The sequence below is a fragment of the Reichenbachiella sp. genome, assembly GCF_039944555.1.
Lineage (GTDB): Bacteria > Bacteroidota > Bacteroidia > Cytophagales > Cyclobacteriaceae > Reichenbachiella.
On the sequence record NZ_JBDUYN010000006.1, the window covers coordinates 544,495 to 566,680 of the forward strand.

1 protein-coding gene is annotated in these 22,186 nt (G+C 43.3%); it reads right to left on the reverse strand.

The window, feature by feature from the left end:
- Positions 1 to 100: 100 nt before the first annotated feature.
- The gene (locus ABJD64_RS07065) at positions 101 to 21,814 is read right to left on the reverse strand and encodes a LamG-like jellyroll fold domain-containing protein (protein ID WP_348179969.1); all 21,714 of its coding nucleotides are present in this window, start codon (positions 21,812 to 21,814) and stop codon (positions 101 to 103) included.
- Positions 21,815 to 22,186: the final 372 nt, after the last annotated feature.

The window sequence follows — 22,186 nt, forward strand, 5'->3', positions numbered from 1 at the left end:
TTTTGGGAGGAGTTCTCCCAAACTAAAGAATGGCATCTGACATAAAAAAAGGCCCCTCTTGATGACATCAAGAGGGGCCTTTTTTCAGTATATATAGCTATCAGTGCGTAACCATCAATTTCTTAAAGTCGAATTCTGACTTCTCTCCTCTGATTGACATGTAGTATAATCCACTTGGAAACTTGTCAGTTTGTAAACTAAACCCTTCCTTACCCAAATGAATTTCACCCTGATCGAATACTCTACCGGTCTGATCAAATATTGACCACTGCAAGTCCTCCTGAATGCGATGATCAAACAAGATGAAAACCTCATGATCAGTCGGATTTGGATACATATTAAAATCCTTAGCCATTATCAAACCATCTTCGACATCCGTAATAATCGAAGCGCTTTTTGATGCCACGAAGTCATTAGCATTAGGAATTTTTACAGATTGATAAATCTCCTTCGTTTGGCTGTTTTGAATAAATACAATGGCAGATAAGTTTGTGACATCTCCAATGTTTGCCAGGTTCCAGGATATTGTAAGCTGATCTGTTGTACCACCACTTCCATCATCGAATAACAAAGGATCCAGCGCAGGTAATTCCTCAGTCAGTTTTACATACTCACCAGACCCGGAAGGCAGTAGAGCTCTCATAACATTACCAAAACCCTGAATACCGCCTACTGCCTGGATGACTGTATCTTCCAAAATAGCAACATATGCTCTCAATTCCGTACCTGACGGATATGCCTGTTGAGCTGTAAATCTCACTGTTCCCTTCACCTCCGTGTCCGTAGCGCTTGGATCTGGCGTTAGATCAATTATAAACCCAGGGTCTTTCAGTGAGCTTAAGCTTAAATCCGTAAGTCCCCATGTCAAATCGCCTGACTTTGCAGATGAACTTGTACCTCCAAGTTGACCATCCAAGATCGAAGTAACCTGATCAACGTTGTAATAGATAGATCTTGCGCTTGGTCCTGCCGGATTAACGGCATTAAAAGGATCTTCAAATCCAAAATCCATATGATAGGCCAAGGTCACTTCATCTCTAGCCGTAACAGATACCGGTGGCAATAAATTATCAATAGAAGTTTTCAAAGCAATTGTCGGATCATTGACCTCAGCTGCACCTTCAGCATCAGATGCGCTTACAAATTGCTCTATCATTACATTCTTGGTTCTATCCTGAATGGTGAAATCATCTAAAGCAAATCCAAAGTAGTTGTCATTGTCATCAAGGTTTGTAGCTGCAATTGCAAATCTAAACCTCACATTACTCAATCTACTTGTTATTTCTGCCTCGTCCGTAAGTCCTAAGTCGTTTTCAAGATATGTCCTAATATCATTCAAACTATGTCTTGCACTTATCCATTGCACAGTTTTACCATCATCCGTACCGCCAGCCCATCCTAAGGCCGTCAAAGATCCAAACTTAGTAGTTTGCTGGCCGGGGTCTGCCTGAACATTGTCAAAATCGAACCAGTCTAGCCCTGTAGAAATCCCTGTATTAGTTTCATAACTACCTAACGGAGTCCATGTAACACCCCCATCTGTAGAATGTTGTAACACGGTACCTTCATTCCCTGCACTAAAGTTATAAATCATGGTAAACTTCACCATCGGTCTCGACATACCCGTTATATCAAAGGCTGGACTATAAATCCATGAATCCTCGCTTGACAAGTAATTATAGGTATTCGTAGCACCGGTTTCATCCAAAGCAGCTGTATGCCAGGCAAATCCATCTGAACCTTCTACTTGAGGGTACATCGAATCACTAATAAGGCCATTACCAGAACCATTGTTTAGATCACCATAGGTCCAACTATATGGCCGAATACTTTCTGCAGAATCCGCGATGCTTAACACATCATCTCTTAAGTTCTCAGGAAACCATCCGCTAGTAATCAAATCAAATGCCCCGGTACCGTCTCCTGTAGGTCCAAACGTTTGGTGATAGGTACCTCCATAGTCGCCTGCCACGTCAATACTTGGAACAATATTTACAGCTTTAGTCAATGTAGTTACACAGTCATTACTTGTTCTAAAAGCAACTGTAACGTTGTACTGCTTAGCTACAGTAAATGGATTCTGATCTGGATCTGGATTAGCTGGATCAGTCTCATAAACAAACACGTCATTTGCTTCGCCAGCCAAATCGATGGTTGGAATTGCCACAGTATTGTTCACAGTTTTTGCCAGTGAATCGTTTGCAATTTCTGAGTAATCTATAATATCCTGAAAATCAACATCTCGATCCCAGAACAAATATACCCTGTCAATTTTGTTGGCTGCAAGCCGCGTCTCTCTGAGATAAAAGGTAGTAGGTTCTCCTAATGAAACTCCATCCCACCTGAAAGTTGGGTTCGGGGAAATTTCAATATCTACCTGTTGAGTGGCAAATTGCTGATTTGCAAAATCATTCATACATTGATCCGCATCATCAGTATAAGCAACGACTCTTGCCGCAAAAGTCTGACCTTCAGCATTGGCATCATCAATCAAGAAGGTTTCTGAAATATTGGTATCACCAAAATCACGTACATCACCATCTGCATCTATTACATAAAGCCCACCCGTAGTATTTACAATCCAATCATTATCCGCAACAAAATCGTCATCCAAATCTGTTGGATATACATCATCGGTATTGGCACTTCCGTCCTGATTAGTCCTGTAATATTCCCAAGTCAGATTGAGACTTGCAATTGAATATGGAAGATTTCGACCACTAACTCCGCCAGTCGCTTCGAATATGGTTAGTGGCTCAAATGCAACAGCAGGGTTTTCGCATCCTCCTGAAATCTTATTGTAAGTCACTTCTGGTCTGGCTTTAACCTCTATTACTTGAGTGACATCATTTGTACAACCTTTGCTTCCAGTTGCAGCGAATATCAAATCAAAAGATCTTACTGTAGCGAGTTCAATGGAGTCCCCAAGCACGCTCAGTGAGAAACTCGCGGAATTCGCTGTCGTAACCAAAGGTACTTGTGAATTATTTTCTCCTGTCAAACTAAAGGTTCCTGATCCTGAGAAATTGCTACCAAACTCACCTAACACATTCATAATATTGTCTCGGGTGTCATTTGTTACATCGGTAAGGTTATAATCGCCTGCACAATACCTAGGTGTGCCTGAGAATGTAACACCCTCGTTATTATCAAAAATAGACAAGTATGGAAGAGGGTTAATCGTTAATTGTTCAACGGCTCCATCTCCTAACACAGCAGAAGAAGTACATCCATTACCATCAGTATAGGTATAAGTCAATTGGAACACCTCAGCTAGTCCTCCATCTGTATCTCCTCTACCGATACTTGTGTTACTATAAGAGCCATCTAAGTCTAATGTGACATTAGTGGGATCATCATTATAAATACTTCCCGTAGAATTTATGCTCCATGCCCCAGAAGCAGCCGCCACGTCAGCAGTCACATTGGCTTGGAATATCGGATCATCCGCTGCATTTTCACTATAGCAAAATTCGTCGGTCAAACTCACATCGCCGGCATCGACAATTTCGATCTCAGGTAGTGGATGTACTTGAAGGTTTACAGTTTGGAAATCTCCACTTCTTCTATCACTTCTACATCCATTGACATCGGTAGACGTTACAAAATAATCGATATCCAAATTATCGTCAGTAGCAACTGCGGCAGGCAAACTTGGGTGCAATACCGCTAATATTGAAACATCGTCGTCGGATAACCTGACACCAGTTAATAGTGTATTCGAATAAAACCACTGATAGGTAAGTGTCGCATTCGGGTTATCTACACTCAACGTTGTTATTGCGTCCACCGAACAGTATTCGTGCTCGTTCAAAGTACCCTTGTTACCAGTAATATCAGGAGCTGTCGGAATTGTATGAATAGTGAAATTAAACGTATTTTCACCACTCTCACAACCGGCAAATCCAAGGCCGTCAATGTTTATATCCGTGGTCTGTCTAACCCTAAAAGTATAGGTTCCATCAAAAGCATCAATAGCACCTTGTAAGTTGAAATTGGTGTCATTATTGCCCGTAGTGGGATTAAATGTGGTTGACAAATTATCATCATGTAAGAGGGTTGGCACATTGTCGTACCATGAAATTGTAGCACCTGTTTCTGTCCCTGTTGCATTAAATAATGGTATCGCATCTCCATCACAAATGCTTGCATCCGCAACGACTGGAGCAGTATACTGGGTTAATTTATGAACGGTAACTCTGAGCTGCGGACTTGTACATCCTGTAAAAGCAGCTAGTCCATCCAGTCCTAATCCAACTACAGCATCTGTTTGGTTTTGAGAAATATAAAAAATCGAATCGCCAGGAGTTGCTATATCCATTTCTAAATTAGTCTCAGTTGCAGTGGCCCCTGTGTGGATTACCGTTTCTCCAACCAAATCCTTATTATCGTCAGTATACCAGGTGAAAACTGCACCACCTTCTCCTGTTACTGTTTGATTAGCCATTACAGCACCTCCAGCCTCACAATAGTATTCATCTGGATCCACAATACCTGGAGCAGACGGGATGTCATATACATTAATTCTCAATACAGCCATCGATGCCAGCTCAGTTTCACACGCTCCGGAGTTATTCTCCTGCGATATTAAGAAATACTTAATACCACCAGCTTGTGTCGCTGTACTAATTGCTAAATCTAAGCCAGTTGCAGTGGCTCCGGTAAATTGCGGAGTTGGGCTAGCTAATGTAGTTCCGTCTGTAGATGGGTACCAGTTGTAGGTTGTTGTGGCATCTACAAAAGCAGTTGTCTTCATTGTGAATGAGACACTTCCAAGATCCCCTTCACAAACATTAATTTCAAGTGAAGTTGGGTCCCCAGCAATATCAAATATTGGAGCTGGTGGATCCGGGTAAACTGTAATAGTAATTTCAGTAAATCCACTTACACAACCTGAATAGGAGGTGAAATCATTGTATCCTGTATACTGTCTCACATAGTAGTTATAAACCACCGGTGTATTGGCACCGTCCAGATTTATATTACTAAATCCAGCTAAATCCGCCTGTGCAGCAAAGCGCCCGTTGAATCCAGAAACCGCAAACCCGTCAGCTCCATCCGTGACCAAATCAGGCGTTCCAGGGCTACCACTATCTTCTCTAAACCATTCGAACCTTGGGTCTGAATCATTGGTTAACACAATATTCTGTAGAGTTTCTCCAGAACACAGTTCATAGTTCGCACCACCTCCTGTAAATTGGGTGGCATCGGGAACATCAGGAATGATATTTACTTCGATGGTTATTCTCTGTAATGAACTTTCAGCACCTTCATATTCAGCTGCAATATCGGTCGGGTAGTTATTGTTGTGATCACGTTGTGAAACAAAGAATGTCAAACTCTGTCCACCCTTTCCTTCCCATCCCGGGAAATCAACAGTTGGAAAGTCTGTTATTGGATCTAATGTGACATCAGCAATTGTGAGACTTGTAACCGAATCATACCTAATCAGGCTCTGATCATATATTACATAGTAAGATTCCGTGGCCTCATCATTGTCCAAAAAGTTGATGAGAGTAATCGGATCCATAGTAGCCACTGTACTCGCATCAGCTACACAGTATTCATAGATATACTCATTACCGGCCACATAGTCAAAAGCCGCTGTAGATGCACCAACGTCTACAATCACCTCATCCGGAACTTCATGAACCTGAACAGAAAGTTTTCTGATCGGTGAAGTACAACCGAGGAAAGTTTCTGCCAAACTCAACGAATCGTAAAAATGATCCGTGGTTAGATAAATATCCTTAGTTAATGCACCATTTGTATTTGGAATCGCATTTGACACATCCAAATCCAAGGTAGTGGTATTCAATGACAGCGAACTAAGCAGTGTAACATCATTGTACCAATTGAATCTTTCCGAAGCCGAATTGGCTCCTGTTACCGCCGCCGGGTCCGGTACCACATTGGTTCCTTCGGTATATTCTACTATATAATCAGGACCTACAAGTCCACCATGATTGGTGAAATCATTGCTTAAAGTAGGAATTGCCGGTTGAGCCAATACCGCAATATCTGTCTCAACTGTTGTCTGACAACCTACTGCTACCGATGGCAAAGTTGGCGTGGTATAAGAAATCCTGTAAGTTCCGATCTGCGTAGCAGGGTCAGCATTTTCTCTGTTTGGATCTGCTGGGTCAAAATTATTGTGTGGGGTTACTCCTGCTGTAGTCAGGTCATAAATGACATCCGCATTTAAACCTGTTCCTCCAATCGCATTATCCGCGCCCATATATGTCAATGTATATCCGGTAGTAATGGTTCCGCTAGCGCTTCCAACATCAGAAGATACATCCACACTTAGATTGAAAGTTCCATCATTTTCGCAATAGAATCGATCGAATGTGCCATCGCCATCACCATTATCAAAATTGGTTACAACTGGCAAAGAATACACGATCACTTGTTCCGTCGCATAGGTTGAAGTACCCAGCGTCGTTTCGTTTTGAACTATCATTCTGAATATCAATGTATCACCGTCACTCATTATAGGCAACAGGGTCGGATTAAAAGTCCATCCAGCCGTTGAGGTAGGGTCTCCACTTACAATCGCTGGCTTGGTTAGAACGGTACCACTCACATCAGTAAGTAGGTCATCCCTTCGGTATACTTCGATATCGTAAAAATCTGGTGTTCCATTGTCCGTTAAAGGGTCAAAATCAGTTGGATCAGGATTTTCAATAGCCAGAGCATTATTCACGTTGAGATAACAGAACGTTTTTGTCTGACCTGAGGTAAGTACCGTTTGTGTTGTGTTCACGGTAAAAACGGTAGTATATCTAGCTTGAACTCCATCCGTTTGTGATTCTAAAATGTACTCTATTGTGTGTGGGCTTCCTGCATCACCAGCCGCACTTGGAACAAACCGTGCCGTATAAGCATTCCCGGTTATGTAGGCACCCGAATTGTCAGCATCGTCGAAATCTGTCAAACCATTGCCATTGTAGCTGCCATTATATCCCGCTGGTAAGGACAGTGCCAGAGTTGTTCCATCACTATTATCTACAGTGAACACCGTTTCTCCTTCACTATTTGCTCCGTGAATTACGGCAATTGAGTATTTCGTAGCTTCACTTTCACAGCTGAGCCCATCTGTGACGGTAATCCAGAAATTAGTAATTCCAATACTCGTATTCGTAATGCCCAAATCATTAGCACCTCCAGCATCAAGTGTTGGAGAATAGCTCATCGCTCCAGTTCCTGAATATACCACAGTCATTAGCGTTTCGTCGCTATAGATAGTCACATCAAATGTATTGTCATCTGCAATGGTTATAGGGCTTGTAGCTGCAGTCAGTGCTGAAGAAACATAGGCAGTTATCGCATCTCCATTTGTATTTCCCAAGGCTTCGTTGGTTCCGGTCTCCAGAATATATGGATTCAATGGTGTTCCAGGAGCAGAAGTTTCAATAGCAGGTGCGCTATAGGGAGGTATACTAGTCAGGGTGGCAAAAGTTCTTGCATCACCTTCACTCGCCAAATAAATATCCCCTGAACCTCCGGTTCTGGAGATTGTCACACCCGTGTAATCAGTTGCTCCAACGGCCATAATCTCAAGTCCTGTAATAGTCAATTGGTCAGGTGTACTGCTGTTTTGAGTCGGCACGCTATAGGTGATCTGAACAGCATTCGAAGATGGATAGGCCAATGAGAGGCCAGCGGATAAAATATCTCCTCCAGCCAATCTGCTCACACCGTCGCCGGCAGCACTTGTATTGAATTCAAATCCTGTCGGAAGTTCTAATTTCAGGGTCCTAGGGCTACCAGAACTTCTAAAGTCAGTAATGATGTCTTCTGCTATTACTATATCTCCAAGAACAAGTAGGGCTCCTTCGAGGCAAATGTTGGTCAATACAGGTGCAGTAATCACAACACCTCCCGATCGTACGTTAATCAATGTAGCAGTAGCTTCTTGATTAGCTGGGGTCAAATCGTCCTCAGAAACCAGAAATAGGTCAAAGTCAGTATTATCAGCATTTAATAAAATATCTGTGTTAATATCATTTGCGGCCAAATTGTGTATTACACTGCCTGAAGAGATTGCTCCCGTTCCAGCAGCAACGTCTGCAGCTGTAGGGGTCGCACCATCGGCATAAACACCCCAATAGACTGTACCAGTTTCATTGATTTGTGTTGTGAGCGTAAGGTCTCGACCTTCTACTACCGTAGACGCGGTAATGGTTGGCGCTTGGTCATCAAATGCAGCATTAAAATCAGCTGAAAGCGCGTTATTATTGCCTGCCAAATCCTGCACAGCATTTGCTGCTAGACTTACAACCACATTTGCAGTTTGATTGTCAGTTGGGTTAATAGCTAAAGTAAAAGGACCTGCACCTGGATCTGTACCTGTAATACCGGTAGTTGCACCGTTTGTTACATTAAATTCAGTGTGTAACAATCCTGAAATACTTTGATCGAAATTCACCGTTAAATTAAACGGATCTGAATTTGTTGGGTCCGAATTCGGGTTAGTAAAAGTTACCTGCGGTGGTGTATTGTCAATATTGAAGGCACCAACAGATGTTATAGGTGTCGCAATAAAGTTTCCAGCAAGATCTTGTACATCTGTACTTACTCTCAACTTGATTGTTCCGTCATTGGCAACATTGGTAACACTTACGGTGTATTCTGCAGTGAGTGCATTGGCAACTACCAAATCGGCTGCATCCAAAGCATCAAATGTAATGTCTCCAGTGACAATTACAGTAAAGTCATTAAATGAGATGGTGGCAGGGTCAACATCATCTGCGAAATCAACATTGAAACTAACCGTATTGTCATTCGTGGTTTTACTTGCATCGTCACCATTTGTAACTGTATTTAATGAAATTGCATCAACAGTTGGGGCAGTGTTGTCAATCTCAATGTCCTTGTTAAAACCTAAGGATCCTGATGCAGCTGGTGCAACTAGCGTTCGAACGGCAACGTTAGCAGCGACTGACGCATCAACTATTGTGCCTGCCGTGAATGATCCCGTACCTACATAGTCCAAGTCTCCGCTGTCATCTCCTGACTGGACGGAATAACCAAGCGTTAGGGTGGCCGTTCCTGTGCCAGAAGTATAAAGTGCATCCCTATCTGGCGTTCCGGTTTCTAACGTCAGTTGTGGCTGTCCACCAGTGACCGCAACACTTTCTGTAAATGTTATTTGTATTTCTATTAGATCGCCTTGACGGTAGGAACCATCGGCAGCAGAAGAAGTCACATCTGTCACCAAAGGAACCGCAGCATCCAGGGCATTGACAGTTGCATTCACCAAAGCAGCCAATGTATTGCCTCCCTTATCAACCAAGTCTGCATCTGCACTTCCTGCAGGATTATATGCCAGCACAAGTGCTGCAGTACCATTTGCACCTGCTCCAGATACGTCGAAAGTAAAATACTGATCATCAATGGTGCCTGCGTCTACACCATTATCAATAGGTGCCGCAACAGCCAATGTAGCACCGGCAACTGAAAAATCCCCTTCTGCTCCAGGAACGATATCCGTAATCGGTTCACTCATTTCAACAAGAACTTCGTCAATGTTGCCGTCCGGTGTACCACCCGTATCGTAATAAGTGGCCGACACAAAGACGGGAGTGGCCTGGTCATCTGTGGTAATTGCCGTTGTAGCTGCCAGATTGCCCGAAGCATCGGTCAAAGCACCTGCCGTATAGTTTACGGTCACTTCTGCTGTTCCAACGACTGAAACACCAAGTGTTATATATTGATCTGTTTCGCTAACATCCAGTGCATTATTGGCCACATTGCTAAGCAAAATTCCTGTCACGGAAGAACCATCTCCCTTAAAATTATTGCCGAGGGCAAAGTTTCCAATGACGGCTGTATTTTCATCCACCTCTTCATTCATTTCGATAACAATCTCGTCGATATTGCCATCGCCATCAGTATCAAATTGTCTGGCAAAATTCAACACAGGAACAGCTAAATCAACCTCAGCAATCAATGCATCAGAATCATTTTCATTACCCGCGATATCTGCAATATCCAGAGGTGCATTCGTACTCTTCGTATAAATAACAGGTACTATTCCGGTGCCCAAATTTGAAGAAGATACGTCGAAAGTTACGAATTGGTCATCAGCCATACCTAAATCCTCGGAATTGAATCCGTTGATAGAACCGAACGATACTACGGCATCTGGTGTAGCCGCTCCAACGGTCCAGTCCGTCAATTCTACTGATGCATCCTGAACATCTTCGCTAAACTCTATGGTTACTTCGTCTATATCTCCGCTATTGTCATGATCGAAAAGATAAGCCGCCACAATTGTTGGCTTGGTCAAATCAACTGTTAATTCATTGCTTGTTCCATCTAAAGATACATTACCCGCATCGTCCGTGGCAGTCACGATCACATTGAACGTACCGGCACTTAATGCCGGTGCAATAGTTGCGGCCGGTAAAGTCCATACACCTGTTCCTGGATTGGTTACCGGATAATTATTACCATCTACTGACAACGACAACGTTGCCGTCAGGTCATCAATCACACCGGTTAAGGCAGGCGAGCTACTGGCCGTCCGGAGGATATCTACAGTATGAACCGGAGCCGTTTGGTCAAAAATGAAATTACTGGAAACAACTGGTGTAAAGCCAGGACCTCCGGCAGCATTACCCGTTTCATCTTCCATTCTACCAGAAGCAGTGATAATGCTTATACCGATTGTGCTTAATGGAGTTGGTGCGTTAATCGCCGTTATGGTCAGCGTCCAATTAATATTATCTCCGTCAGGGGTTAATATAATATCGTTAACTCCAAAAAGATTTGCGGTCTGATTCGTTTGATCTCCACCAATGTCCAAATCGCTTGAAGTCGTAACCAGAATGTCAGATTCATCAAAGGTAGCTGGAGTAATTTCTTCATTAAATGCAATGTCAAATGACACACTGTTATCGCTTGTTGCAACATCAATATCCCCATTGACGATCGCGTTTCTCGTAATACTCACAGTAGGTGGTGTAGCATCTACAGGTGTCGTGAAGTTCCATTCTGTAGTACCTTGGTAGTCTGAAGTATAGGTAAATTCTCCTCCGTTTACAGCCGGGTTATTGTTTGGTGAGTCGTCAAAAGCACCATCATCCACAGTCACCGAATAGGCCCGACTTCCTTTCGGACTTTCAGGCAACGTAATGGTCACCAAACCATCGGCATCACTGACAACTCCCGGATCATCTGCGCCGATTGAAATCACATGCACAGAAGGTGCAAGACTCAAAAGTGTAATATTCTTCGTTGCCACTCCAGCCACTTCTTCATTGAATTGCATAGTAAGAACATTCGTAATTGGATCCATGAGGGCATCGTCATCTGGTTCGACATCTGTAGCAGGCGTAGCAACAAATGGTGCTGTAGTATCATGAATGTTTACACTACTGGCAACCGTGGAGGTCGCCGGGGTAGAAAGTGTTGTTGCAGTTCCCTGACTACCTGTAGTTCCATCATTATCGGCTACAGTAATGGTAGTAGCATCTTCCTCGGACATACCATAAACGACCGGAGTAGCTTCACCAGCCACCAGATTGAAGGTTGTAGTAATGGTACCATCAATTTCAAAAATAGCTCCACCCGTACTTGAAAGTAATAGCTCAGAAGTTTCATCCAAGTCAACGTTGCCAATTGCATCTTGGGCTTGCACGGTAAAATTCAAGTCTTGACTTCCTCTTTCAAAAGTTGCGGAAGTTGGGTTATTCGCGCTGAAGATCAATCGATCTCCTATTACTTCCATTAAGTTCCCTCCAGCTATCAACGGATTCGTGTCAGGAGCATCCCCGGGAGTAGCAGCTGGGGCTCCATTAGAATTAGCCAAAGCTGAGAAGTTAGTGTCGAAATGGGCATCTATTACTTCTATTTTTATTTCTTCATTGTCGGTGATATCTCCGGCACCTTGCTTAAACGTGACATAAACGCCTAATCTGGCTGTTGAGCCATCAGCTACTGTGTAGTCATCATTATTAGGCCAATTAGGATTGTCATCATCCAGGTTAAACGTAAATATACCTGTTCCGCTATTGTCGGTAGAGGCATATTCCCCAACTTCCACGTTGGCTCCTATTTCCAATGTGGCGTCCAACGTGTACAGAGCAATTTTATCAATATTTCCTAAACCCGAAACGACCTGAATCTTGAATCCATCAGCAGTATTCGGGCAAACCGTACTGCTATTTCCGCCTCCACAACCATTAGCATCTAATCTGGTGCCGTTACTATCTGTATCAGGACCTAGACCAAAACCTCCATCGGCAACAATAAATTGCGCTATTTGAACTGCTGCAGCCTGTGAGGTAATATTTCCGGAGTAAGCAGTATAGTCTATATTCAGTGGGTATACAAAGGCCAAATCTTCTGTAATATCTGATAACGCGTCTGATACATCAAAAGTAAAGACCGGAGTGTCGGTATAGGAATTGACATCCTCTTGAACAGTGAATGTAACGCCTGTTCTTACCGTAGTAAATAAGAGATCACTCCAGGTATGTGCACCTGATACAAGTGCAGCGCCATTTATATTGGTTCCGGTAAATGTAGCATCCGGCGTAGGTGCTATCACAGCCACATTGGCTGTGTAATCTACATCCACATTACCATTGGCATCGACGGCTGCTACTGTTACTGAAAATGGGATATTAAGCGCAATGCCAATTTCGTTGGTTTCATCCAAAACCAGATCATCATTGCCACCGGCGAAGTCCGTAAATTCAATGTCGGTTGCATTCACTATTATGGTGTTTTCTGTAGTAAGTGCGGGAGATGCCGCTCCGGCATCAGCAGCATTGAATTGCGAACCACTTGCATTCGCAGTTGCAGAGGTCACTGTAAAATCAATTTGATCTACGTTATCATTGATACCTGAAGCAGTGTTGAACGTCACCACGACGCTAAATATGGCTGTTCCATTATCAGCGGCCGTTAGCCCAGATAAACCGGTAAATACAGCTTCATTTAAATCGGAGTCACCATCTGCGTCATCCACAAGTGCTGTTTCAACAGCACCGGTAACAGCCGTTGTGAACCCTTGATCAAACAATTGTACTTCCTGGATTAAACCGTACGTACTAGAAAATTGAAGCGTTATGGCATCTAATGTCGTGCCTACACCATCAGTATCTGTACCTCCTCCATCTCTAATGCTCAATTCTCCGACTTTCAATCCATTCGCAACGCTGACCGTAACGCCTGTATGGTTAAAATAATCAAGGGTTGCAGACAATGTTGATGTTGCTACAATGTCCGAATCATTATTGTAGATATCAATGATTGTACTCACAGGTGTACCACTTCCGGTTCCATCATTTGGCGTGAAGTCTATAGTCACGTTGGCTGGAGGGGTGCCAATTGAATTTGAATAAGTCACATTCTGCAGAATCGTGTTAACATCCGTTAGCGTAACTCCTGCGGCTTGATCAAAGTCAATGACCAATTGCCCTGGATTAGTGGTAAGATCGAAAGTCGCCAAGTTACCGCCATTGGTAATAAATCCACCTACAAGTGAGTAACCACCTCCATCATTGTACCCAAAGACATCTTCTGAATTGAATCCTCCATTTCTTGCTATAGTAATCACTGCACCGTCGTAATCTGGTGCCGTTGCTAGTTCCGGATCAGAAAATGCTACATCGCTATCAATAATCACAGCACTTCCTCCCTCAAGGAATGGGCTGTCTCCGTTCGGTCCCAAGTTGGTCAACGATGGCACGTCATTCGCAGCCGTGATATTCACTACAATTTGTTGTACCACACCAGGATCCGTACCATCATTCGGTGTAAGGTCGAGTGTAATATTGGCAGGTGGCGTATTGTTCGTATTGTTATATTCAATGTTTTGTAAAATCGTATTTATTTCAGCCTGGCTCACATTAGTGGCTGGTTGGTTGAAATTAATCGTCAAGGTTCCGCTTCCGTCATCGATAAAACTACCGACAGGTGTTGCGCCACCTCTTAAAAGATCATTCACAGGTAAAGTAAATCCTCCTGCAGGATTGAACGTAAATACATCATTAGCATTTGCTCCTCCATTTCTGGCTATAGTGAGTGTAGCTCCATCAAAGTCTGTAGCCGCTCCTAGTTCTGCATCTGTAAAAGTCATGGTACCATCCAAGATGACAGCCCCCACATCTTCAGTAAAGGCCACTGGTGTACTAACTGCAAGAACGGGTATATCATTACTTGACGTAATGCTTACTGTCAACTGCGTAGCTGAACCACTAACGGCTCCATCATTCCCTGTGATATCTAGAACTACATTCGCCGGAGGTGTACTGTTCGGGTTATTATATTCTATTAGTTGAAGAATAGCGTTGGTTTCAGCACCGGTTGGGTTAGCTGATTGATCGAAAGCAATGGTCAAGGTACCAGAAGCGGCCACATGAGTCCATGTCGCCACATTAAAAGGTCCTCCGGAAATATCCCTAATAAACCCTCCACTTAAATCATAACTGGCATCTCCTGTAAAACTGAATTCATCGTTGGCATTGAACCCTCCGTTTCTTACAATAGTGAGTGTAGCACCTTCGAAGTCATCTGCTACAATTAGTTCCGGATCATTGAAGGTCATTGTACCATCTAAAATCACTGCTCCTGCACCTTCAGTGAAAGCACCGGGCGAAGTAACGGCAATACTCGGCGCATCGTTGGCCGGAGTAATGCTGACTGTAATTGCCGCAGCAGAACCAGAACCTGTTCCGTCATTTGGTGTCACGTCTAACGTAATAGCCGCCGGTGGTGTATTGTTCGCATTGTTGTACTCAATAAGTCTAAGTACATCATTCAACTGCGTATTGGTTACACCTGCACCCTGATCAAAATTGATAGTCAAAGTACCTGAAGCTGCGACATGAGTCCAGGTGGCAATGTTTGTCGGTGGACCTGAAATGTCTCTAATAAAACCACCGCTTAAATCATAGCTGGCATCCCCTGTAAAACTAAATTCATCGTTGGCATTAAATCCACCATTTCTTACAATAGTAAGAGTAGATCCGTCAAAGTCTCCACCAACGCTCAATTCTGCATCGCTAAAACTCATGGTTCCATCCAAAATGATGGCACCAGCGTCCTCCGTGAAAGCTACCGGAGATGAAACCGTCATACTTGGCGCATCATTGGTCGGTGTGATATTAATTGTGATGCTTACTTCAGTACCCGGAGAAACCCCATCGTGAGGGGTATAATCAATGAGCACACTTGCCGGTGGATTATTGTTACTGTTAGAGTAGGTCACATGTTGCAAGACACCATTTACATCAGCCTGGGTAACACTTTGCCCCTGGTTAAAATCAATATATAATTCTCCAGGCGTAGAAGTATTAAAATCAGCAATAGGTGTTCCTCCATTTAGAATCTGGTCACTTACCAACGTATAAGTAGAGAAAGCACTAAATCCAAATACATCATCCGAATTTCCTGAACCTCCATCTCTTAGAATGGCTATGAATGATCCATCATAGTTGGTTCCATCAAATTCTGTATCGGAGAAAGTCACATCGGTGTCTATGATGATTGCAGCGCCGTCCTCTACAAAGGTGCTCGCCGCTGTGGCATCTAATGCTGAAATTACAGGTGCATTATTAGCGGCAGTGGTCGTGACATCAGCAATTTCAGTAATTTCAACCTGTGTATTTCCATTTGCGTCTTCTGCGAATAAGAAAACGTCATATGTCGTAGAAATACTCAATCCGGAGATGAAAGCTGAGAAAGTAGTATTTGCTGAAGATGCTATTATACTTCCATGTTGACCGGATTGCGAATCGTCCCCGTTGACAATTGCTAACTGATCTGCAGGAACCACACCATTTGCATTAACCGTATAGTAATAAGTACCTGGCTCGGTTAATTGTACTTCTATTTCGAATCCTGAAGGTCCATTGTTTGATGCAATAGGGTAGCCAGAAACAAACGCTGGAGGAACTGCATCTGCGTCTGTCACAGCTGATCCCAGAAAATTACCAGTAGAACCTGTTGAAGCAAAATTGGACAGTATTCCGTTAAGGCCATTTCCGGACAAATCTGTGAGGCTTACCAGCCCTACATTATTTCCATCCGCTTCTCCAAGGTTAAAATCATAATAGGTAAGTATGCTTGCATCCGACAAACCTATATTGTAAGCATTTTCACGAATTTGACTTATTGTTCTTGAGGTATTCCACACTCTCAACTCATCTATCTCTCCTTCATATTCAAATCCGTTAGAGTTCGTATTTCTACCCATTACAACCTGTCCTGTAGTACCCCCCGAGGTAAAATCTATAGGCGCAGCCGCACCGGTCACAGATGCTTCTAAATTTCCATCTACATAAAACCTGGCGTCTGTACCATCGGCAACTAAAGCCACATGGTGCCACTGACCGTCTGTCACATTTACCTGTGACCCTTGAAGATTTTCATTTGCCCCTAAGAAAATGTCAGCGCTAGCAAATCCGGCTACCTGATTGATACGTATTCGCATATATTCTCCATTGTTACCTTCGAGCGTAAAGACTTCATCATCCTCAGACGAGGTGGTCTTGATCCATCCTTCAACGGTAGCATTGTTGCTAACCGCCAGGGTTGCCGAAATGGGACTCGTCACAAAATCAGTAGTAGTCCTATTACCAGCTGTTTGAGCAAAATGTAAAGAGTGGTCGGCAGCACTGGCCTTCACCACAAAAGTGTAAGTTCCTTCGTTCGGATCGTTGTTGCTGATCGTTACAGTTGCCGACTCATCGATGGCTTCTGAGCTAGGAGAGAAATAGTTTACTCCAAAGGTTTGATTGGTAGATACAATATTGCTACCCGGAAATGTCCAGCCCGCTAAATCCAGTGTAAAGTTTGGAGAGCCACTGATCTGGATGTTTGTTACATCCAAATTCGTAGCCGTTTGGCTTATAATATCAAAAGTCTTACTTATAGAACCAGCATCGGAGTACCCCAGACTTCCAAAATCGGTATCGTCTGCCGTATTGGCATCCAGAAAATCAGCACCACTCGGAATGGATACGGCCAATCCTTGTACATCAATCTCTGAAACTGTACCACTTCCTGTACCAGTAAAACTAATATTGTAAGGATTTTCATCCGAATCTGAAGACACCAAAGTATTGTTCAGCGTACTATTGAGGGCACCCGTAGTACTTGGTGAAAACCTCACCACAAATTCATCTGACTCACCTGCACTTAGTGTGGTGAGCGTAGGGGCAGTTTGTATAGCATAATCTGTTCCATTACTGACTGCAACACTTGCAGGCACCAAGCCGGTCAAATCCGTTGGCGACAAACTCACATTTTCTATGGTAATAGTAACGTCCTGGAATGGACCACCTGTGGCTACCGTGCCAAAATCATAGGCTCCGGCTCCATCCGCATAGTCGACATCATCGACCAGAACATTTATTTCAGGTGTAAGTGTCGATACATGAGTTGATAAGGTCGATGTGAGCCAGTTGGAGATGGCTCCACTCAATAAGAATCCGGGAGAATAAGATAAGTCTCCATCGTTCTGATTCAAGGAAAAGTCTTCTAACCTGTTTTCTTCATTGCCGGGTGAGTTATTGGCATTTCCAGCATCACCGTGATCAAAGGTGTAATAGGCTATCAGGCTCGCATCTACAATACTCAATGCCGAGCTTCCAGCCGCATTGGCTCTTATGTCTTTCGCTGATCTAGCATTATTCCAAAGACGTACCTCATCCATCTGACCAAGAAAAAGGTCAGTAAGTGTCGGTGGGCTCACACTCTCTGCGCCCAGATATAATGCGTTTGTAGAAGAGGCAGAGATAGCTTCTCCTGTGACTGTATTTTCTAAAATACCATTGACGTAGATTTTGAGATCTGTACCTTCTTTCACTCCTACAATATGATTCCAATTCGACACTGCCAAGGTTGTGGTCGCATCTACGTCGGTCCATACTGTACCATAAACGGAGAACCTTGGCACACCGGCTTGAAGTGTTAAGCGATAATCTCCATTTTGTGCCGAGCCTCCTGATCGGCCAACTAAATACCTGGCTCCGGATATATTATCAAAATAGAACCAACCTTCGACGGTCATATCAAAGGCGTTCATAGAAGTACTGTATGGCACACTGATGTAGTCATCGTTACCTGCAGCGTCAAAATGCAAACTATTGTCTACAATAGTACCGGTAAAGGTTGTGCTCGGGGAGGAAGAAAGTCCCCCATCGCTAACTGTATAGTCGAAGGTACCAGTAATACCGGTAGCTCCCGTAATAAGAAGTACCAATTCATCGTTTTGCAATTGAGCATAGGTGAACGTTTCACTTCCGGCAACATCTTCTGCATCATTAGTTAAATTTCCATTGACATCATAAAATAGCTCAGCTGCGGTGTTGATGGTTCCTAAACTTGTAAGCGTAATAGAAGCCAATTGTGCATCTACTGCATCAGGGTCATTAAACCCAAAGACATCGGCTTCAAGTACCCTCAGGGTGTTTTGTCCCGTAAAGCCTACTAGACCTGTAGCTGTAGGAGCTGTATTACCACCATAGGCAGTGACGTCGTTAAAATCATAAGGCGTGGTGTTTCTCGATGACCAGTTTGCTACCTTATTAATATAGGCCTGTAAATTAGGCAAATAGCCAGTAGTTTCTGAAAAATTATAAACCGCGTTGTCAACTGCTGATCCTCCATCATATAGGGAGGTCGCGGTGGTTCCGTTTGTCAGCGTAGATGGAAGCGCACTATCATTTACACCTGAGGTTGTTGTTACCCAACCGTTGACATTTGTATTTATTGCGCCAAGGAAATTATTAATTGCAAGTATTGCTCCGACTCCATCAAGCGTGCCTTGAAAGGCAATAATCTGATCTTGTTGACTTAGAGAAAATCCTGCATTTGGATTAGATACTACTCCTGTGGCCGAATTAGATTCGTCTGTCGCCGTTAATCCAGTCGGATCAACTATAATCTGATCACCCGCTGCATGTGACTGGTCTGCTACAAAACTGATAATTCCCTCCAATGTGCTGGGACTATCTGCATTATCAAAACCTTCATCCGTAAAATAAATCTGAGTGCCTGCAACAATAGGTTGCAACAGCATAAAAGCAAATGCCTGGGGAGCATCCGAATTGATCATGGTGAAGGTAATGTCTCCCGATGCTAAAGCAGTAGCTGCAGTTGTAGTTACATCCAATTGTGTGTCAGCATTGCGCTGAGAATTTCCAGATACATCTTGCGCCACCAGGTAAACATCGTAAGCCGTACTTCCAGCCAGTCCGGTAATGGTTGCAGAGTTAGCTCCTGCAGTATTGTCTATTGTTCCTGATGCCAGCTCACCGGAACCTCCTGCACCTGTACCGGCAAGTACCTCAGCGGAACTTGGTTGGCCGGCTCCATCAGCCACGACCACATAGTAAGTCGTTCCAAATTCGTCTAAATTTGTATTGATGTCAAAACCGAAAGAGGTAATCGAACTGGAAGTTGAAACTGTGAAATCAGGTGCTACAATATCGGAGGGCATCGGAGAAGTTACAAAGTTGGATACTGCTCCAGTTCTGTTCAAAGATGTGATGTCTCCATCGCTATTGAACTGTTGGTCATAAACCACACTAAATTCTGTATTGTCCAAGGTCACTCCACCCTGATTGAAATTGTAGTAAGCCACAAGAGAAGCGTCCCCGATAGGTGCACCACCTAAAACGTCAGTTTCGATATTTGCCTGAGTTCTTATTGCGTTAAAAATGGCAAACTCATCCACTTCAATGTCAGCATAGTTGGTTGCACCATCAATATTTCGTCCAATCTGTACATTGGAGCCGACAGTAGTTAATGCAATGGTCAGAGACGGATTTCCTGCCGCACGTCCATCAACAAAAAAAGTAACTACCGATCCATTGTATACCAAGGCAATATGGTGCCAATTGGTATCGTCGATTTGCTCTAATAAGTTAAAATCAGTTCCATTATAATCAAAAAACAAATTGTCCCCTGCATCAACATAAACTGAAAAGAGTCCATTTACACTGTTGTCTCCATAAGAAAACAAGGTATGGCTCCCGGCTCCTGTGGAATTTCTTTTGAAAGCCATTTGAACCGTCCTAACAGCTGCACCTATGGGTAGACCTGCAGGAGTAGGCATATCAATATAATCAGAACCCCCACTTAGAAAGTTCAGCCCGTTGGCTTCTATAGCATCTACATTAGGTGCGAACAAAGAATAGTCGAGTCCAAATTCCGTATTGTCCTGAACGAGCATATAAATATTGTCCGTTTGTGAAGCTACATTGATACCTGGTGTATACGTACCTGTGCCGGTGGCAAGACTGGAAAAACTTACTGATCCGCCATAAGTACCTATTGCTTCCGTCGAAATAATGGATACTGCTGTTCCTGCATCTCCATCATTGTCATTACCGGCGGCTCCCGTGAAATTGCTGAAGGCTGCCGAGTGATTTCCCGGTGAAACGGAGAGTCCATCGTCGGCAGCTGTGGGCAGGGTGGCTGCTCCTATAGTTGTAATTGTTGGGCCGGAAAAATTAGTTGTACCTAAAGCCGCACTTGCGTCTGAACCGGTATCTCCGGCTCCATTCTGAGCTGTAATATAAGCGCCAAAATTAGCCGCACCGTTTGGTGAAAAATCAACTGTGGCCACAGTTATGACACTCTCAAGTACGTAAGTAGCAATACCGCCAGCAACCCAATTATTATTATTGACCGTAGCATTAATCGTCGCATTGTCTTGCAAACTTAATCTCACACCCCGATCAGGAGATCCCGTACCTGTATTACTAGAGACGGTAACATGATGTACAGGACCAGATCCTGCGCCCTGCATAAGCACATATATTCCTGTACCAGTGGACGCGGAGGTTATTGTGTTATTTGTAATGGTAGAAACCACACCTCCCCCTCCAAATGCGATTCCGGTAGACACATTAATACCGTCCAAAGAGGTAATCTCGTTATCCCGAATTTCTATTTGAGGAGTAGCCGGATCGCCTATGTTCACATTTATACCAGTGCCTGTAGTACCCAAATTGATAGCAGAGGAATTAGCTGTATTGTGTCCTGTAATTCGTAGCGTTGCGCTGAAATTATTTAAGTTAACATTATATCCACTGCTTGTAACTCCAGATATGTCGTTGTCATGGGCAATAATAACATCGCTATGACTGGAATCGAAAGTAAAACCGATTGAAGAAGATGTCCCCGTCCAAGTGTTATTTTTTGCAGTGATGAAACTTTGAGAGGTAGCTCCTGTGGTAGATATAAAAGCTCCCGAACTTGAACTGGCCAATCCTGAGTTCCCATCCAGGAGTATGTAAGAACCGTCGATTGCAGAAACCGTAACCGCATACCCACCCGCAGTTATATTGTTGAAAGTATTGTTTAGCAGAACAATCGAATTACCTACACCTCCACTATAGTTAATGGCTGTGCTTGTATGATTTCTAAAAGTACACCCTGTAATGTATAAATTTCCGGTGGTGCTCAACCCAACAGAGACTGCGTTAAATTCCAGGTTCTTAAGTGATAGATTATTGGTAAATCCACCCTCAACGAAGGTGCCATTACTGATTACCGGTAAACCTCCAACTCCTACCAGGGTAATATCCCCAGCAGCAGCCATGGTCGAGATATCTATACTTCCCGCTCCCAGGTCATAACCTACTCCCGGCGCTATCTGTATAACATCGCCACCAGTAGCCACTGCAAGAGCCGCTGAAATGGTAGTGTAGTCTGCTCCGCCAGAACTATTAACTGTAATCACCTGACGAGCCTGCTGTGCAGACAGCGTTCCTGAACCAAAAACGAAGACAATAAGAAACAATATGAGTATGAGGGGTGTGCATGAGGGTAAATTCTTAAGCATAGCTTGTGGCTTTTAGTATTCCAAAAAATCCAAATCACCAGTTACCTAATGTCACAGAACATTTTAATAACTAACTGAATTAGAAACATTTTATATCAACCTAATCAACAGTATAAATTAGCCCAATAAGGGCTGCGTTACAATAATTAAAACCAATCTTTAAATAATTATATTTTCCCTGAGCCGTTCTTTTTTCAACCCTAATCTCCCTTGCGAATTTAATCACTTGAGGAGATTAATAAAAAGGGAATATCATTAAATAAAGTGTATTATTTCTGCACCGTAAACTTAAATAGAATCAATCAGCAAGAGCTGATTTGGTATGATTTTTAGATGAAAATGGAATATTTGACGATCAATGAAGCAATGCCT

What these genes read in the sequence shown, in the direction of transcription:
- ABJD64_RS07065 (WP_348179969.1), bottom strand. Translation starts at nt 21,814, where the DNA reads ATGCTTAAGAATTTACCCTCATGCACACCCCTCATACTCATATTGTTT.